At 34.3% G+C, this 18,879-nt stretch carries 12 protein-coding genes; 6 read left to right on the top strand and 6 right to left on the bottom strand.

What is annotated here, in order from left to right; genetic code table 11:
• Nucleotides 1-8 precede the first annotated feature (8 nt).
• The 5 genes from BED47_RS18580 to BED47_RS18560 all read left to right on the top strand — a co-directional run bounded on the left by BED47_RS18580 (nucleotide 9) and on the right by BED47_RS18560 (nucleotide 3,805).
• Nucleotides 9-986 carry a ring-cleaving dioxygenase gene (locus BED47_RS18580; protein WP_069034893.1) on the top strand — a complete coding sequence of 326 codons (978 nt, stop codon included), beginning with the start codon at nucleotides 9-11 and terminating at the stop codon, nucleotides 984-986.
• A 170-nt stretch (nucleotides 987-1,156) separates the two neighbouring features.
• Nucleotides 1,157-2,638 carry a flavin monoamine oxidase family protein gene (locus BED47_RS18575; protein WP_069034892.1) on the top strand — a complete coding sequence of 494 codons (1,482 nt, stop codon included), beginning with the start codon at nucleotides 1,157-1,159 and terminating at the stop codon, nucleotides 2,636-2,638.
• A 109-nt stretch (nucleotides 2,639-2,747) separates the two neighbouring features.
• Entirely contained in the window at nucleotides 2,748-2,954 is a 207-nt protein-coding gene (locus tag BED47_RS18570; protein ID WP_029715400.1) for a spore coat associated protein CotJA, read from the top strand.
• 2 nt (nucleotides 2,955-2,956) lie between these two features.
• A complete protein-coding gene (locus BED47_RS18565; RefSeq protein WP_025569246.1) occupies nucleotides 2,957-3,220 on the top strand; it encodes a spore coat protein CotJB in 264 nt (87 codons plus the stop codon).
• A 15-nt stretch (nucleotides 3,221-3,235) separates the two neighbouring features.
• Nucleotides 3,236-3,805 (top strand): manganese catalase family protein, encoded by a 570-nt coding sequence (locus tag BED47_RS18560; protein WP_025569244.1) that lies wholly within the window; start codon nucleotides 3,236-3,238, stop codon nucleotides 3,803-3,805.
• A gap of 583 nt (nucleotides 3,806-4,388) precedes the next feature.
• On the opposite strand, the gene BED47_RS18555 is transcribed toward BED47_RS18560, so the two are convergent.
• The 6 genes from BED47_RS18555 to BED47_RS18530 form a co-directional block, all read right to left on the bottom strand.
• On the bottom strand, nucleotides 4,389-5,021 hold the full coding sequence (locus tag BED47_RS18555; RefSeq protein ID WP_069034891.1) for a YcnI family copper-binding membrane protein: 633 nt from the start codon (nucleotides 5,019-5,021) through the stop codon (nucleotides 4,389-4,391).
• A gap of 30 nt (nucleotides 5,022-5,051) precedes the next feature.
• Nucleotides 5,052-6,692 carry a copper resistance CopC/CopD family protein gene (locus BED47_RS18550; RefSeq protein ID WP_069034890.1) on the bottom strand — a complete coding sequence of 547 codons (1,641 nt, stop codon included), beginning with the start codon at nucleotides 6,690-6,692 and terminating at the stop codon, nucleotides 5,052-5,054.
• Nucleotides 6,693-6,899: 207 nt separating this feature from the next.
• A complete protein-coding gene (locus tag BED47_RS18545; RefSeq protein ID WP_069034889.1) occupies nucleotides 6,900-7,751 on the bottom strand; it encodes a hypothetical protein in 852 nt (283 codons plus the stop codon).
• A gap of 27 nt (nucleotides 7,752-7,778) precedes the next feature.
• Complete coding sequence (locus BED47_RS18540; protein WP_069034888.1) at nucleotides 7,779-8,711, bottom strand: TIGR03943 family putative permease subunit; 933 nt, start codon at nucleotides 8,709-8,711, stop codon at nucleotides 7,779-7,781.
• Nucleotides 8,712-8,727: 16 nt separating this feature from the next.
• A complete protein-coding gene (locus tag BED47_RS18535) occupies nucleotides 8,728-9,759 on the bottom strand; it encodes a permease (protein WP_254664622.1) in 1,032 nt (343 codons plus the stop codon).
• Nucleotides 9,760-9,777: 18 nt separating this feature from the next.
• A complete protein-coding gene (locus BED47_RS18530; protein WP_069034887.1) occupies nucleotides 9,778-10,998 on the bottom strand; it encodes a HupE/UreJ family protein in 1,221 nt (406 codons plus the stop codon).
• Between the two features lie 330 nt (nucleotides 10,999-11,328).
• Between BED47_RS18530 and BED47_RS18525 the strand changes: the two genes are divergently transcribed.
• Nucleotides 11,329-18,675 (top strand): Ig-like domain-containing protein, encoded by a 7,347-nt coding sequence (locus tag BED47_RS18525; RefSeq protein ID WP_069034886.1) that lies wholly within the window; start codon nucleotides 11,329-11,331, stop codon nucleotides 18,673-18,675.
• The last annotated feature ends 204 nt before the right edge of the window (nucleotides 18,676-18,879 follow it).

Below are 18,879 nucleotides of genomic sequence, written 5' to 3'. Positions count from 1 at the left end.
GAATAAGTATGAACGGCTTAAAAGGGATCCATCATGTAACTGCTATAACTAGTAGTGCAGAAAAAAACTATGAATTTTTCACATATGTTCTAGGGATGCGTTTAGTAAAGAAAACGGTCAACCAAGATGATATTCAAACTTACCATTTATTCTTTGCAGACGATAAGGGAAGTGCCGGAACGGACATGACATTTTTCGATTTCCCTGGAATTCAAAAAGGAGTACATGGAACTAATGAGATTTCAAAAACATCTTTCCGAGTTCCAACTGATGCAGCATTAGATTATTGGGTAAAGCGTTTTGACAGATTAGAAGTAAAGCACTCAGGAATAAAAACACAATTTGGTAAGAAAACATTATCATTTGTTGATTTCGACGACCAGCAATATCAATTAATTTCAGATGAACACAATAAAGGGATTGCTTCAGGTACACCATGGCAAAAAGGGCCAATCCCATTAGAATATGCAATCACAGGACTTGGTCCAATTTTTATTCGTGTAGCTAATTTCGCATTCTTTAAAGAAGTAGTTGAAAAAGTACTTTTATTCAAAGAGATTAATAAAGAAGGTTCATTCCATTTATTCGAAGTCGGTGAAGGTGGAAACGGGGCACAAATTATCGCAGAGCATAATGAAATATTACCACAAGCTTTCCAAGGCTTCGGTACTGTTCACCATGTAGCTTTCCGCGTAGAAGATACATCCGTATTAAAAGAGTGGATTAAACGTCTTGACTCATTCCGTTTACCAAACTCTGGCTATGTAGATCGTCACTTCTTCGAGTCATTATACGCAAGGGTTGCTCCACAAATCTTATTCGAATTTGCAACAGATGGACCAGGATTTATGGGTGACGAGCCTTACGAAACACTTGGAGAAAAGTTATCATTACCTCCATTCTTAGAACCAAAACGTGATGAAATTGAAGGAATGGTACGTCAGATTGATACTGTAAGAAGTACGAAGGAATTTGTGAAAGAATAATGTCAGAAAACACTCACTTTTGAAGTGAGTGTTTTTTTAGTAAAATTTCCTAATCTTAACTGTAAAAATTTTCCTAAAAAATTCATGCATAAAACGATTTGTTATTCTAATGAAATATTTCAACGAATAAAAATCTTATGAACTAAAATAATTTTTTTAGGAGAGGGAACATGAATAGTACATCAGGTAGGCGTTTATCGAAGGATGAAATGGTTACTTTAATACCAAATGGACTAGAGCGGACAAATAATCCGAAAAAGATTGTTATAGTAGGAGCGGGAATTTCAGGATTAGTAGCAGGTTCTTTATTAAAGGAAGCAGGACATGAAGTAACGATTTTAGAAGCAAATGGTCGAGTAGGTGGTCGGATTTATACGAAGAGAGCACCTTTTATTAATGATCAATACTTAGAATTGGGTGCAATGCGTATTGCTTCTAATCACAAGCTTGTACTTGAATATATAAAAAAATTCAACTTAAACGTAAATGAATTTGTAAATGGGAAGTCAGAGGATATTATCTTCGTTAACGGGATAAAAACAACTCAGAAGCAATATGAACAAAATCCTGATATTTTAGGTTATCGTGTAGCAGCCAATGAAAAAGGGGTAAATGTTGACCAGTTAATTGAAAGATCGCTAAAGTCTGCAATGGACTTTATTAAACAAAACCCAGATGAAAATTGGAAAACTATTATTGAAAATTATGATCAGCATTCGATGGATTCATTTTTAAGATATAATCCAATCGGAACACCCTTGTCGCTTGGTGCTGTAGAGAAAGTAAAGGTACTTCAAGGTATGGAAGGTTTTCCTGAGCTTGCCTTTACGGCTATTTTAAGAGAGTTCATTGTATTATTTTCAAAGGAAATTAAGTTTTATGAGATTACAGGTGGAAATGATCAACTACCTAAAAAGTTTTTAACACAATTGAAGGATAATCTATTCTTTGGACAAAAAATGAATAAGATCGTGCAAGAAAATAATCAAGTAACGATTCACTCAGATCATTATACAAGCCATCTGCCTTATCAAACTACTGCTGACTATGCCATTATTACTATCCCCTTTTCGTTATTAAACTTCATAGAAGTGGTTCCAAGAAATTCATTTTCTTATGATAAATGGAAAGCAATACGAGAATTGCACTATGTTCCGTCTACTAAAATTGGACTTCAGTTTAAAAGTAGATTCTGGGAAAAAAATGGGACATTAGGTGGAAAATTAACCACAGATTTACCTATCCGATTTGCATATTATCCAAGTAATCATAATGGTAAAAATGGATCGGGAATCGTATTAGCTAGTTATACATGGGAAGATGATGCACTGATATGGGATAGTATGTCAGAAAATGATCGGATAATGAATGCTTTAAGTAATTTGGCCACGATCCATGGTAATCAAGTTTATACAGAATTTATTACAGGTTACACGCATAGTTGGGCTCTTTATCCATACTCTGGGGGAGCGTTTTCTATGTTCAAGCCAGAACAAAATAGAGAGCTAACGCCTTATATTTCCACTCCTGAGGGGAGAGTTCATTTTGCTGGTGAACATACATCTTCTGCGCCTGCATGGATAGAAGGGGCAATCGAATCAGGCATTCGGTCCGCTTTTGAAGTAAATAGCCGATCTTTCGTTGAACGATAAAAATTCATTTTTTATAATTCTGTTGAATATAGTGAAAATAGTGGATGTCTTTTTATTTGAGGGAGTGATCAGTTTGAACGAAAGTAATCAAGGACTACAATTTACCCCTGTGAAATCATGGAATGTTTTTCATGGACCAAATGACCCGTGTCCACCAATTGGTACAAAATATTACTCTACACCTCCACACTTATATTTAGGATTTCAGCCACCAGGACTAGAGCAATTTTCATACAAAGAGGCATTGAAAAAAGGTACTTTATGGAAAGTGTTTTATGACTTTTATGAAAATCCATATAAACCTAGGAGGGATTAAAAATGACTGAGCAACTTCCTCCAGAGTATTATCAGGATTTAGAGGAACTGCAAGCTGTTGATTTTGTACTTGTAGAACTAACCTTATATTTAGATACTCATCCAGGTGATCAAAATGCAATTAACCAATTTAATCAATACGTCCAATATAAAAAACAAATCGAAGCTAATTTCGAATCAAAATATGGACCATTATATCAATTTGGTGGCAGTTATTCAGATCAAAACTGGAACTGGCATAAAGGCCCATGGCCATGGCAGGTATAGAAGGAGGGAATATTTATGTGGGTTTATCAAAAAAAATTACAATATCCAGTTAAAGTAAGTACCTGTAACCCTATGCTTGCCAAGTTTTTAGTTGAACAATACGGTGGAGCAGATGGTGAGTTAGCAGCTGCCTTAAGGTACTTAAATCAGAGATATTCAATTCCAGATAAAGTTATTGGACTTTTAACAGATATCGGAACAGAGGAATTTGCACATTTAGAAATGATTGCTACGATGATCTATAAGCTAACAAAAGACGCAACTCCAGACCAAATGAAAGCTGCCGGATTAGATACCCATTATGCATCTCATGATAGTGCATTGTTCTACCATAATTCAGATGGTGTTCCGTTTACTACTGCTTATATTCAAGCAAAAGGTGATCCAATTGCGGATTTGTATGAAGATATTGCAGCTGAAGAAAAGGCTAGGGCTACGTATCAATGGATCATTGATCTTTCTGATGACCCGGATTTAAATGATAGTTTAAGATTTTTAAGAGAACGTGAAATTGTTCATTCACAGAGATTTAGAGAAGCTGTGGAAATTTTGAAAGATGATCGACAACAGCGGAAGATTTTTTAAATTGGTTAATATATAATACAAAACCTGTTCCTGATCCTTATCGGGAACAGGTTTTAATTTTTTATAAGAATTTTGGAAAGGTTGATAAAAAGGGAGGTCTCATAAGTCAGTTTACTACCACATAAGCGATCTTTTTATAGTAATATAGCTAAAGTGCAAGGTATTTCACTAGTGCTTATTATTTTATGTTGATAATATTGTTCTTTTTTAAAGATAATTAGCCGATTTTTATCAAGTTTTTATTCTACAGAGCATATTTGCTAGTTTTCCATTTGAAATGAACTTCTTTTTTAGTGTATTCAAGGTCATAATACCTCTACTAGTGTGGGTAATTGTAGAGTTTATTTGCGATTCATCTGAGCTTAATTGCAGTTCTGCCAAATTTATTTGCGATTATCAAAATTTAATTGCACTTTTGTCAATTTTAATTGTGATTTTCAGATTTTATTTGCAGTCCACTGTTTATTTGCAGCATATCTTCATTTATTTGCTATTCTAACAAACTTAATTGTAGCTGAGCCTCAGCTCGCTACATCATAAGCATTAAAAAAATGAGGGGTCTCTGGGACACCCTCATTTTATCTTATTTCTTCTTAAGAATCGCAACCAATAAAGCAATTAATGAAAGGACGGCTGCCCCAATTGACATTACCAAAGAAGTATTACTAGAATTTGATTTCTCAGTTTTTTCCTCAACCGTTTCATCTTTCGTTGTTTTAACAGTTTCACCTTTAACAGTTGTATCTTTTACAATATTCGTAATCGAGTGTGGTGCTTCTGATTTTTCGTCACCAGTCCATTCAACGATACTGCCATCTTTATAATATTGGTATGCGTCCCAAGCTCCATTTACTTCAGCGTCTGGATTTTTTGCCATAAATACGAATTGTTGAAATTGCCCCGCTAAAATACCTTCATTTTGTGCACTCCAAGTAACGGACGTAACAACACCGTTTGCATCTTTTGTTTCGCTAAACTTCCATCCTGGGATTGGTTGATATGAAACAAATTCAAATTTTGAAGGGATTTTAAGTGTAACTTTTGTTGTAGCTATTTCTTTTTCAGATGGTACTTTCATTGTGTATGTTTCCCAAGCACCAGGGGTTGAAATTTTAGGATTTACTACAACATGCGCACTCGCAATTCCAGTAAAGAACATTGTCATTGCGAACGCTGAAGCGATAATTTTAGCCGTTTTTGAAATGAATTTTTTCATTTTTTGTTAGTCTCCTTTGAATGTGATTAACTATTTACTTCCTACTATATATTTAAAATCTGCATCTACTGAATCGAGGGAATTCGTTAAAATATGGACTTTTACATTCCAATGACCTGCCATATCTGTAAAAAATCCTTGCGTTTCATAAACACCTGACGAAGTTTCTTTAACTTGAGTTGTGTTAGTTCCCATATTCATGTCCGTGTTTTTAAAGGTAAGCGTGACTTGTTGGATAGAAGACACAGGTTTATTGTTTTTGTCACGTATATTTATTTTAAATGTGTTTTTACCTACTATGTTCGGAGTGGCATGCAATGAAATTGAATATCCTTTATTTTGCTTTGTATCATTAAAAGGACCAGGGGATTCCATTGCTGTAGGTAGGTTTGTTAATAAGGACGTTAGGATTAGAACGATGATTCCTATACTTATTTCAAGCCATACTGACTTTCCTAGTTTATTTTTGCTACGTTTTCCTTTGATAAAATGAATAAACCCTAAAATTAGCATGATAACAAATAAGATAACTTTTCCACATAAAACTTTGCCATAGGTTGTATGTAATAAAGCATAAAAGTTAGGTACATACTTTAAGCTTGCATAAATTCCTGTTCCTATAAGTAAAGTTACAGATATAGTCGCCCAAATAGAATATCTTTGAATGGTTTTCCAATAATTCTCATTTCCCTCATGTTTCTTTTGAATTTTAGGAAGTAAATAACTGATTCCAATTAATCCTCCTAGCCAAATCGAAACCGCGAGTAAATGAATGCAATCAAGCAAAATTGGTAAAAAATCATTTTGCATTGATGCGTGACCGATGAAAGGTTTTGAGATTAGTAAGAAAAAGCTAACCAATAAAGCACTTAACCACCAATAAAATGAAGATTTTTGCTCACTTTTCCATGCCATATATAACGAATTAGCTAAAACAATAAGCAGAAGAAGTTGGATTACCCATACATTTCCGAATTTCGTACTCTTTACTGTTTCCAATAACAAATCTTTGTGGAAAATACTTTGCCATGAACCATTTGCATAGTTTTTTGTTTCAACCAAAAGGCTGAACAGAATACTAAATAAAATTCCAAAATAGAAGATTAACAATAAAGCTTTAGAATTTTTAAAGGCAATCATTCTATTTTTCTGATCGCTTTTGAAAACGAATAAACAAAAAAATAAGAGTCCAACAAATAAAAGTAAACTCATATATTCAATCCAGTAGGTTCCCATTACGTCTGTGTTTGGTAAGGATTGGCTTGCTTTATTGGAAATCGTTGATGAACCATCAACCTTTCCAACTCTGAATGGAATTACACCGTTTACTGAATGTCCGTCACTGGATATCACTTTCCATGCAATATGATAATTTCCATCTGGTAAATTAGGTTTTAAGTTCCCCTCTAAAATTGAATGATTTTCCTTATTTATTTTTCCATTTTGCAAATCAACTCGATTACCTAATTCATCTAAAACTTGTAAAGAATGAAATGCAGACTGTACTGATTCATCAAACTGTATTTGAATACGTTGAGGAGAATTCATAAAAACTTGGTTCTCTGAAGGCGTAGATTTGATGATATAAGCATGTGCTGATGCTAAGGATGGAAATAAAGTAGCAGCAATCAATAATAGTAAGAAAGAAAACCCTATAACTCGGATTTTCATTTTTTTATGTCACCTCATATCTATTAGAGTGAATTAGAAAATAAAACAACTTCTAAATTCTAAAGTAAAATTGTGATAGAAATGTGATAAATTTTAAAATTTTATTTGGATTAGATAGTAAGATTATTCAACGGTGTATTAGGCTTTATACAAAAAAATAATCCACAAGTAAAACCAATTACTTGTGGATTTTTCTTAATTAATTATTTATTTAACAACCAACTTACCAACAGAGTTAGAAGGCTCCAAAGAGATGCTATATTCTCCTTTTAATGGATTATTTAATAAGAGAATATTTTTTCCAGTTTTCAACGGAATGTTTATACCTAAGTCAGTAGAGGCTAATCTTGCATTGGCACCGGCATCTTGATCAACTTCAACAATAATTTTAGTCATTGTCGCAGGTTTAAAGATTGTATTTTTCGGACTAAAACCTGATGGCGTTACGTGAATTGTTGCGTATTGTAGGTCATTTTGATCATCTTGTTTTGCAGCTTGCTTTTGTGGTTGCCCAATTACACCAACTTTTACTTTATTCATATTAACAGTAAATATGATGACCAAAATAAGTAGGATTGAAGTTAATACTACAGTACTGTTTGATGATTTTGCATGATCTCTCTTAATCTTATTTTTTTGATTTAAATTTGAAACTAGCTTTCGATCAACGAAAAATAATAATAGATAAATGAAAACTATAAACAGAATATCCACAATAACGACGCTTATGCTTGAACTAAATGTCATATATCCGATGATAGTCCCTACAAATGCACCGAGCAAGGACGCTAACATTTCAGTAATGCCATTATTAAATAGTTTTTTCGATAAAAACAAAAATAATAAAACTAGTAATAGATTGAGAATGATCGATAGTAGTACATTATAATTTGTATTTAACATGATTAAGAAACTAATTGTAGCTGAAGATACACCGACTAATAAAGAGATAACTGATTTTAAAGTAGTAGGAAATTTCCCTTTATTTCGATAAAAATGATTAAAGCTATAATACGTAAGAAGGAGTACTAAGAAAAGACTTCCATACTTTAATACCATATAAACACCTCTAAATTAATTTTAAAGCTACAGCTTTGATCCAAAGTTCCAATCTGGATACACGTATTGAACACTTGGAGATTTAGCTGGCTCTGATTGTTGAACGTTTATTTTAATAACTGTTTGACCATTAAAGTTTGTTTTGCCGATTGTTCCAGTAATTGTTACCCAAGAATCATTCATAAATTGCTGTGAATCGGTTGATTCTGCAATAATACCAAATGGTGAAATATCGGCTATACAATGAGTCATACCCATTCTTGCAATAATAAATTGATTACCTGCTAACTTAGGGTCTCTATAGATAAAACCTTTAATTTTAATTTGTTTATTTTGGAAATTGTCGACAAATGTATTCATTGATTGTAGTTTTTCAATAAACCACTTGTCCTTCATCTCGATTGTACTCTGTTTGTACAGTAACATTCCAAGTTTAGCGTAATCTTGATCATACACATTTGTTTTGAACATTTTTTTTAAAGCAGGGTCTTCATGACCTTTCACTTCAACAGCCTGACCATTCGAAGAAGCCTGAACAGCTAGTCCTTTAAAATTCATTTCTTTGTTATTAGCAAGCGAACTAGAACTCGCATGGTTTGGCAAAATATATCCGAGTAATAGAGGGAATAAAAATAGGCTGTAAATAAAAACGTCTTTTACGACTGACTTTTTTAAAAAATGATGATGCTCATGACTAAAAACTTGGTCGTGACTGTGATCATGACCACAATCACAAATAATGACATGTCTTTTTAATGAGAGAACAGCTATATAGATTTGAACGATTGAGACACCCAAAAGAATAACGGTTGCAATTTTTACATAAATGACAAGCTCCGGTACGATAAATTGCAGGATCTCGTCTGTAAGTGTTAATTGAAAAATATAGACAGCAAGTCCTAAGAGTATAACAGCTTTTGTAAAATGATGAATCGAAGTCGAATTGATTTTATTTTTCAAAATAGATCACTGCCTTTTATAAATTAATAGACTGTAAAACAAGCGTTCCAATAAAAACAAAAATGAAAACTAGTGTACTAAGTAATAAAACAAATCGAGATCGGAAAACAGCTAGCATCATCAGGATCCCTTTAATATTGATCATTGGCCCAAAAACCATGAATCCAACTAAAGAGCTCTTTGTAAAAATTGTTTGAAGTGATTGAGCTACAAAGGCGTCTGATGTAGAACAAAGAGATAAAATAAAGCCTAATCCCATCATCAGGAAGTTTGCTGATGGACCACTTTTTCCCAATTCAATTAAACTGCTTTGAGAAATGATAATTTGAAGTAGAGCAACAATGATCGAACCGAAAACTAAGTATTTTCCCATATCAAAAAACTCATTTACTGCATGGCCTACGATTGCAATGAATTTATTATTTGAAGCAGTATTGTGTTTATGGTCATGATGGTGGTGATCTTGCTTCGTTTGATCGACCTGTTCCCGTAACTGATTTGACTTAACAAATTGAAAAACGATCAGTCCTACGATTAGTGCAACTACAAAAGCAAGTCCCATACGATAATATGCAACGGTTGGTTGATTACGAAAAGCTGTTAATGTTGATAGAAATACAATTGGATTTAAAATCGGTCCTACTAATATAAAAGTGACCGCAACATACAATGGCATTCCTTTTTTTATTAGTTTACGAATAGCAGGTACCATTCCACACTCACATATTGGAAAGATGATGCCTAACACGCTTGCTGCGATTATACCTAATAAAGGATTTTTTGGTATAAATCGTTGGACCATTTGATCTGTAACGAAAACCTGAAGGATCGCTGAAACGAATACACCAATTAAAATAAAAGGCAGAGCTTCAATAATAATGCTAATAAAGATCATCTTAAAGACTTGTAGTTTTGTAGTTGAAAAAACTGAACTTAATCCTGTTGTAGATGAAATATATAATAGGCATACAAATAGTAAGCAAATAATGATTAGAAAATGTCGATTTGAATTGACTGGCGATTGTTTCTCAGTAGCAATGCTTCGCAAAGGATTCACTCTTTCTGTTTAAGATATGACGCGTTCAAATAACCAAATTCCACCTAATATAAAAGCAATCGTAGATGTGGAAATAATTGCATTCCTCGAATACTTTGAGCGATGTAATTGAGTTAATAGTGGTAATAATAATAGTACAATCGAAAGCTGGACCACTTCAATGCCAAGGTTAAAGCTAACTAAATCAGCTGCTAATTCGCTTTTTGAAAGATGCATAGCTGTTAATAAATCTGCAAAACCCATTCCATGAATTAATCCAAAAATAAAAGTTAATACCCAACGATGACCAATGTTTTTACGGAATATATTTTCAATTGCTACGTAACAAATACTAAGTGCTATTGCAGGTTCGACAATATAAGAAGGAATTGAAATGATCCCTAAAACAGTGAGTGTTAAAGTTAAACTATGTGCGACTGTAAATGCAGTAATTACTTTAGCAAACTGCTTAAAGCTTTGTCTTGCAATTAGTAGTGATAGTAAAAATAGCAAATGATCATAACCGGTAAGTATATGGTTCATACCAAGCTTTAAAAATGTAACCCATCCTTTAGATGAAGTATTTGTAGAAGAATCCGAATTGGATTCTTTTTTTATTACGGCCTGTTGCTGTTGTTGTGCAGGTTGAATATTATTTGGATGATTGCTTAATCCCTCATAAGCACTGTCACTAAGAATCATAGACCAAGCACGGCTTTGATCTGAAAGAGCGGCAGTACTATTTTCTTTGCCGTAGTTCACTTTCAACAAATCAACATAGGTCGTACTAGTATTTTTATCATTTTCATACAAATGATCAGCAAGACTAATAGATTGTGAAGGTTGGATTGCAGGATAATCAACTTCAAGGATGAGCTGAGTAGCATCACCTTTACGATTAAGCTCCAATTTATTTACCTTTGTCCAGTTTTGTTTTTCGCCATTCATTTTCAGAATTAGATTGCTCTGGAGCGTAGATTCTATTTTATTCTTTATTGCCTCAAATTCATCTGGATCTAACATTCCGTTCTTATTAACATCCCCGCCTGTTAATTCCATGACAGAGACTTCATCTAATGCAAAGTTCATTGTAGTTTTTGATTTTAAGAGATTTAGTGTAGTGTAACTAGCGCTTAATGAATGAGCTTCTGCAGTTCGAAAAGATGTACTAAAAAAAATGAGAAAGCAGAAAACTAGGGGAAAAGCACGACTGAATCTATTTTTTGGTAAGTAAAAAATACTATTATTCATTTGTTTCCTCCGGGAAATAAAAGTAAGAAAGACATAGTTATCGTACAAAGTAAATGTTACAGAATTGTATTTAAATTGTAAAGAGTTCGTATATTTAGACTAGTATTGTAGAATTTTCTATGATATACATTATATAGTTAACTGGCGTTAACTAAAATTCAAGTGAGGAGAGGAGAGAATTCTGTAATTATTTCCCAGTAGTAAAATAGTCCTGTGTTTGCGAGAAAAGGTTTTGGTTATTTAGAAATAACTCGATGGTAAAATAGTCTTGTGTTTTTGAAAGAAGGTTTTGGTTAATTAGAAATAATAAATTAAAGTGGGGAAATTTTCATGCACAAAATAATGCATAAGTACAAAAGGTATTTTGGTCTTTTTGCAACGATACTATTGCTATTATCAACAATTAGTCCACAAATGGCTAAAGCAGCCACTACAACTACTTTAGCGAAATGGGATTTTAGCAATGGACAAGTAACTACACCATCAGCTGGAATACCTGAAAATATGAATAGTAATATAACGACCACTGGTTCCAAAGTTACTGGTTATAATGCCGGTCCATCTGGAAATACAGTTATTAACGCAAATACGTGGTCAAATAATAATTCATATTGGGAAGTTTCATTATCAACAAAAAACTACGAAAATATAACTCTTTCATCTAAACAATATAGTTCTTCAACGGGGCCAAAAGATTTCAAGCTTCAATATAGTTTGGATGAAACTACATGGGCTGATGTAACTAATGGTTCTGTTTCAATTGGAAATGCTACATGGGCAAGTGGGGGACAGCTAAATAATGTAGCGTTGCCAAGTGAGGTAAACGATAAGAACTTAGTTTATTTAAGATGGATCGTCAATTCAACATTAGCTGCAAAAAATGACGGTACTAATTTTAGTACGACAACAGGTACAAGTCGTATTGCTGATATCGTTATTAACGGTGACGCAACAGGATCAACACCGTTAGAAAAAACCGCTACACCTGACGCAACAAAAATCAATTATTCTACAAACTCAACAGTAACTGGAAATGCTGGAGCAGTTACAAGTAATGCCGTTGTAAAGGTTTATAGTGATAATAATAAACTTGCTGGTACTACTACAGCTGCAGCAGATGGTTCATTTACTGCTACAATTACAAACTCACAATCGGTTGTATATGTTACTGCACAAGAAACTGGAAAAGCTGAAAGTGATAAAGTTTCAGTAAATTTCTCGGGTTCTGTCGTTCAGAAAACAGCTGCTCCGATTACTACAAAAATTTCTTATAATTCGTATACATCTGTATCAGGTACTGCTGGAGCAGTGGCTAGCAATGCGGTTGTAAATGTTTATTTTGATGACAATACTGTAGTAGCAACTACAACAGCTGCAGCAGATGGTTCATTTAACGTAACATTTGCAAATCCTGGATCGAAGTCAGTCATTAATCTAGTTGCTCAGGAAGCTGAAAAAGCTCCTAGTGATCGAACTGCAGTAAACTACTCTGGTCCAACTGAAAACCCAAAAGGTATTTCACCAGGTGACGTAGTATTTAGTCAAATCTATGTAAATGGTGGTAATGGGGGAGCATTCTACAAAACAAAGTTTTTTGAACTTTATAATAATACAGATAAAAATATTAATTTAACAGGCTGGTCAATTGCTTATACTTCGGCATCAACAATGAGCTTTGGTGCAGGGCAACCACTATCCGGTGTAATTAAAGCACATAGTTACTTCTTAGTAGCAGGTAGTACAGGTACGACAGGACAAGCGCTTCCTGTGACTCCAGATGTAACAACTACGTTAAATCCAAGTGGTTCAACTGGGGGCGCTTTAGTACTTGCAAAGAAAACGACAGCTGTAACAGGTGTTGATGATCAAGATGCAATTGATTTATTAGCATTTACGAATGGTACAGCAGTTTATAAAAATCCTTTATATTGGGGAAGTCCAATTTCGGACTCTACAATTGGTGGAGGAACGATTCAACGTAAAACAAATATTGGGACAGACCCACGTTCGGCATACGGAATTGGAAACGGTTGGTTTACAAAAGACCCTTCAAAAGATTTCGTACTGAATAAACCATCAAGTGCCAACTATGCTGATGAAATGGCTGTTCATAACTCAAAATTTATGTCTTCTCCAGATGGATCTAAAATAACTTTTACAAAATCTAATGGTACAGCAACTGTAACAGGTCAAGCTGAATCAGTACCTGCTTCATCTACTGTAAAAGCTTATTTTGAGAATGAAGGCAAATTAACAAACGGGCAACAAGTAACAGCAGCTGCAGATGGCTCTTTTACATTAAGTTTTGAAGACTCTAGTGATCAGACATCTATCTTCTTAACGGAAACGGATTCTGCACAACCTACTCCAAAGGAAAGCGGTTACACGAGAGTAGATGTGGCTGGTAAGTCAACAACAGTTACTTCAATTGGTGATTTAAGAAAAAATGATGAAAAAGGATTTCCAATCAACAATGGTTACTCAACTACAATTGAGGGAGTAGCGACTACAGATAATCTCCCTAATGGCGATGTGAATACAAATTTCTTTATTCAAGATTCAGCAGGCGCAATCAATGTTATTAATCATTTGAATCCTTCTACTACGATTCAAGCAGGAAATAAATATAGCATTGAAGGACGAGTAGTATTTACGGCGGGGATGACACAATTTATTCCAACAGCTATTCATTTTGTTGGAAATGATCATTTACCGGCAACTACAAATATTACAATCGGTGGGTTAAATGAAGAAACTGAAGGCAAATTAGTATCATTCACTGGAAAAGTAACAAATATTCCATCAGATGGTCCAAATTATGATATTACAGTAAGCGATGAATCAGGCGATAATTTAGCGATCGTACGTATTAAAGGATCTCTAGGGAATATTGAACAAGGTCAGACTTACACTTTTACAGGTATTGTTAATCAGTATAAAAAAGCTGCACCTTTTACTAGTGGATATCTACTTATACCTAGAAACGCAAATGATGTAAAAGGTCAATTAGTGTTAACTCATACTCCGATTACAAAAGCTTATATAGGAATGGACGCTTCGTTTAATGCGACTGCAAAGAACGCAGATTCAGTTACGCTTTATTATAAAGGAGAAAACGAGACTTCTTATCATTCAGTAATCATGGACACTGCAGACCATATTAATTACAATGGAAAAATTTTAGAAGCAGATGTTCCAAAAGGAAATTTCTACTATTATATTGAGGCGGAAAATGCAGAAGGCAAACAAGCTGTAGGTAGTTCTTCAAAACCATTTGAAGTGAATGTAGTAGATGATCAGGATGGTCCTAAGTTTTTTAATGAGTTACCTGCAAATGGTGATAAAACTGATTCAAGACATCCTGAAATCGTTGTGAAAATGGATGATCCAAGTGGAATCAATCTTTCGTCAGCAACTATTTCAATCGATGGTCAAGATAAAACTTCAAATGCAACAATTACTGATACAGAAATTAAATTAAATCTTACAACTGCTAATGAATTAACTGAAGGTGAGCATACAATAACAGTGTCTGCAAAGGATAAATTAAATAATCCTTCTACCTTTACATGGAAATTCACAGTTACAGAAAGATTTACTGGTGGGAATCATTACCGTGGAACGACACATAACCATACGAATATTTCACATGATGCAGCAGGTACTCCTGAAGAAGCATTAAAAGCTGCTGAAAAGTATCATTATGATTTCTTTGCATTCTCGGATCACTCTCACGATATCGATGCAAATCTTGTTAATAAAGATACTGTTGATCATAAAGGTTTTAAAGAGAGAACAGGTGGCACTGATTGGCAGTTAACAAAGGATTTAGCAAAACAGTATACAAAAGATGGTAAATTTGTTGTATTCCCAGCTTTTGAAATGACATCAACTACATGGGGTCACTCAAATGTATTCGGAACTGAAAATTTCATTGATCGTGTTGTAGATGGTGGCGCTTATCAAAATTTACAAAAGTATTATGGATGGGTATTAACATATGACAATATCGTTGCTCAATTTAACCATCCAAAAATGTCTGCAAATGCCTTTGATAACTTCATCCCTTATAACAAAAATTTAGACAAGCTATTTACAATGCTTGAAGTAGGGAATGGATCAGGAAAATACTCTTATGCGAACGCAGAAGATAGCTACTATGGTGCGCTTGATATCGGCTGGCATGTTGCACCAACTTATGGTGAAGATAACCATGATGCAACATGGGGTCAAACCAAAAAACGTACTGTAATCGTAGCAAAAGATTTAAGTCAAGATGCTCTACTTGATGCAATGAAAAACAGACGTGTTTATATGTCAGAGGATCCAAACTTTTCATTAGATGTATCTGCAAGTGGCTTTTATATGGGATCAACAGTGGATACTGATACGTTAGATTTTAATATTTCAGGTAAAGACCCAGTTTTAGAACAGGCTAGTGATCCTGATTATAGTTATATTAAAACTGCTTCTAACGATGCAATCGCTAAAGTAGAATTAATTACAAATCATGGAACAGTAGTAGACAAATATGTTCCAACAAACGATTCAACTTCATTTAATTGGAAGCCAAGCTTTACTGTAGTTGGCGGACAACAATGGTTCGTTGTTAAAGTTACACAAAAGGATGGCGACCAAATTTACTCTTCACCAATTTGGTCACAACAAAAAGACTTAGCAGTAAAAGTTAGTGATGTTACGACAAAAGATGGCGCGATTATTGGTGGACTTGCAGCTAATTTAACAGCGGGAATAAGTAACCAAGGATCATTAGATGTTAAACAAGTAACTGCTCATTTCTATTATGATAGTATAGATGCTAATCATTTTATTGCAGATGCTTCAATCGATTCGCTTCCATCAAATTCATCAGCAAGTGCTAGTGTTACATGGACGGATCCAGTTCCAGGTACACATAAGATCATTGTTGTTTTATCAGCAGCTGATGGACATGATCTTGGTAATAACAAATACGAGCAATCATTTACAATTAAAGCTCCATTAAACAAAGTTGTTATGATTGATGGATCTCACAATAATGAGAACTCGAAACAAGACACAGGCACATATAAAGATAACTTTAAATTATTTACAACGTTAATGAAGCAACAAGGCTATACTGTAGCAGAAAATTCTTCACCGCTTACAGAGCAAGTATTAAAGAATGTTAGCGTATTAGTAATTACACATCCAGCTACAGCATATTCTGCTAGTGAAATTTCTGATATTAATAATTTCGTGAAAAATGGCGGTTCTTTATTGACGACAGAAAAGAGTAACTTTGGTGCTACAAATCAAAACATAAATAGCATTTTATCTGGTGTAGGATCAAGTATTCTAGTGAACAATGATGGAATTTTTGATGAAACACATGATGGTAACTTCTGGGGAACACCACTGACTGCTAATTATGCAGTTAGATTACACCCAACACCAAATCAAAAAACAACATTAACAGATTTTGTTCCAACGATTGAGTATTATAGTGGATCAAGTCTAGCTAAAAATGATGGTTCGGGCAATAAAGTGCCATTAACTGACAGTGATACTGTTACAGTTCTAGCTCAAGGGAATGAGTCTACATTCCAAGATATATCTACTATCAAATCAGATACTGTAAAATATAATGTTCAGACATCTAATGGGAAAAATGGTCCAGCATTAGATCAAGTTACTGGTGGATCTAGTATTCCGATTATTGCTTCTGAACAAGTTGGTAATGGTCGAGTATTCGTTTCAGGTATGAATATCTTTAATGATAAACAAATGGATCAAACTTATAATCCAAAAGGAAATGACCCGTTTGCAGTAAACGTTGTAAACTGGTTAGCGCATCTTGATACCAAAGTAAAGTCAATTGGTGATGCTCGTAAGCTTACAGAAGGTACGAACGCAGTTGTTGAAGGAACTGTTACAGCAATTTCATTCTTTGACGCTGCTTATATTCAAGATGATACTGGTGGAATTATGGCCTTTAATGATGTGCCAGCAGGAAGTTTACAAGTTGGCGATAAGATACGCATTTATGGTCATATAAAAATATTTGAAAATAACTTCGAATTAGAGTTTGGTAGTTTTACAGAGAGCGTTGTAAAGCTAGGAAAAGGAACCCCAGTCGAAGCAAAGGTTGTCAGTACAAAAGATTCAAATAATGAAGAAAATCAAGGTCAATTAGTTAAAGTAACTGGTAAAGTCGTTTCTAAGTATGACGATAATTCCTATGTGATTGATGATGGTTCAGGACCAACATTGGTATTCACAGATGGATACGTTGTAAACCAAAGCGGACCTGTACCAAACTTGAATATTGGGGATACGTTAGAAGCAACTGGTCTAGCAGGTAAATTCTCAGAAGGAAATCGTATACGAGTAAGGGATACGAAAGAATTAGTTGGAACTCATACTGCTGCTCCAAAAGCTCCAGTAGTGAATGCTATTTCTGATCAAGATGAGAAAATTACCGGTACAACTGAAGTAGGAGCAAAAGTAATTGCAAAAGTAAATGGTAATGAAATTGCTAATGCAATAGCGGATAATACTGGAAACTTTGAAATAAAGATTACAAAACAAGTAGCTGGTACGAAAATTGTAGTAACAGCACTTGACTCAGCAAACAATGAAAGCGACGGAGTAGAAGTAATCGTAAGTGATAAAACTGCGCCAAATTCGCCTGTTGTAAATGAAGTACAAGATAATAGTACTTATGTAACAGGAAAAGCAGAGCCAGGATCAACAATTACAGTTTCAAAGGGCATCGTAATTCTAGGTCAAACAGTGACAAATCAAGATGGTAACTTCAGCGTTTTATTAGAAACAAAACAAAGTGCAGGAACAATATTATCAGTTGTTTCAACAGACAACGCAGGTAATAATAGTTCAATCACTGAAGTAATTGTAGTAGATAAAACAGCACCGAATGCTCCTGTCGTAAATGAAGTACAAGACAATAGTACTTATGTAACAGGAAAAGCAGAGCCGGGAACAACAATCACAGTTTCAAAAGGGATTGTCATTCTAGGTCAAGCAGTAACAAATCAAGATGGTGACTTCACTGTTTTATTATCTTCAAAACAAAGTGCAGGAACAATATTATCAGTTTTTTCAACAGACAAAGCAGGTAATAATAGTTCAATAACTGAAGTAATTGTAGTAGATAAAACAGCTCCTATCAAACCAGTTGTTAATGTAGTGGGTGATTCTGACATACATGTAACTGGGGCGGCCGAAGCAGGATCGACAATTATCGTTTCTGTAGGAAATAAAGCTATTGGTTCAGCAAAGACAAATAGTAATGGAAGTTTTGACGTATTAATTCCAAAACAATTAGCTGGAACAGTATTAACAATTGTTTCTACTGATTCAGCAGGAAATAGTAGTGCAAAAGTTGAAGTAACAGTAATAGACAAAACACCTCCAGCAGCACCAACTGTTAATACGGTAACGAATAAAACTGACGTTATTACAGGAACAGCTGAACCAGGATCTGTAGTTGTTGTTAAGAGTGATTCTAATAAATTTGGGGAAGTAACTACTACTGCTAGTAGTAGTGGTAAATTTACGATTACAATTAATTCTACCTTAAAAGCTGGAACGATTTTAACAATAACATCTACGGATAAGAGTGGAAATGTGAGTCCTACGACTACTATAACTGTTGTCAAATTCAATAAAGTTTAAAAAGATAATATTCATCGGTAAAATGTACTGGAATAGATTGGGGCTGTCTCATAAGTCAGGATAACTGACATGAGGGCGGCCCCCTTTTTAATTCAAAAAATAATGTGGATGCCTCGCTTAGTGGGAGGTATCCAGCTGAGATTATCAATTGTAGTTAAAATCATTGCTCTTTTTATAGGAAATTAACAGACTTTTATTCGAATT

Origin of the sequence: Gottfriedia luciferensis, assembly GCF_001712755.1 — a bacterium.
Classification (GTDB): domain Bacteria; phylum Bacillota; class Bacilli; order Bacillales; family Bacillaceae_G; genus Gottfriedia; species Gottfriedia luciferensis_B.
The sequence above is the reverse complement of the archived record's forward strand: the minus strand, read 5'-3'. Positions and strand labels throughout refer to the sequence as shown.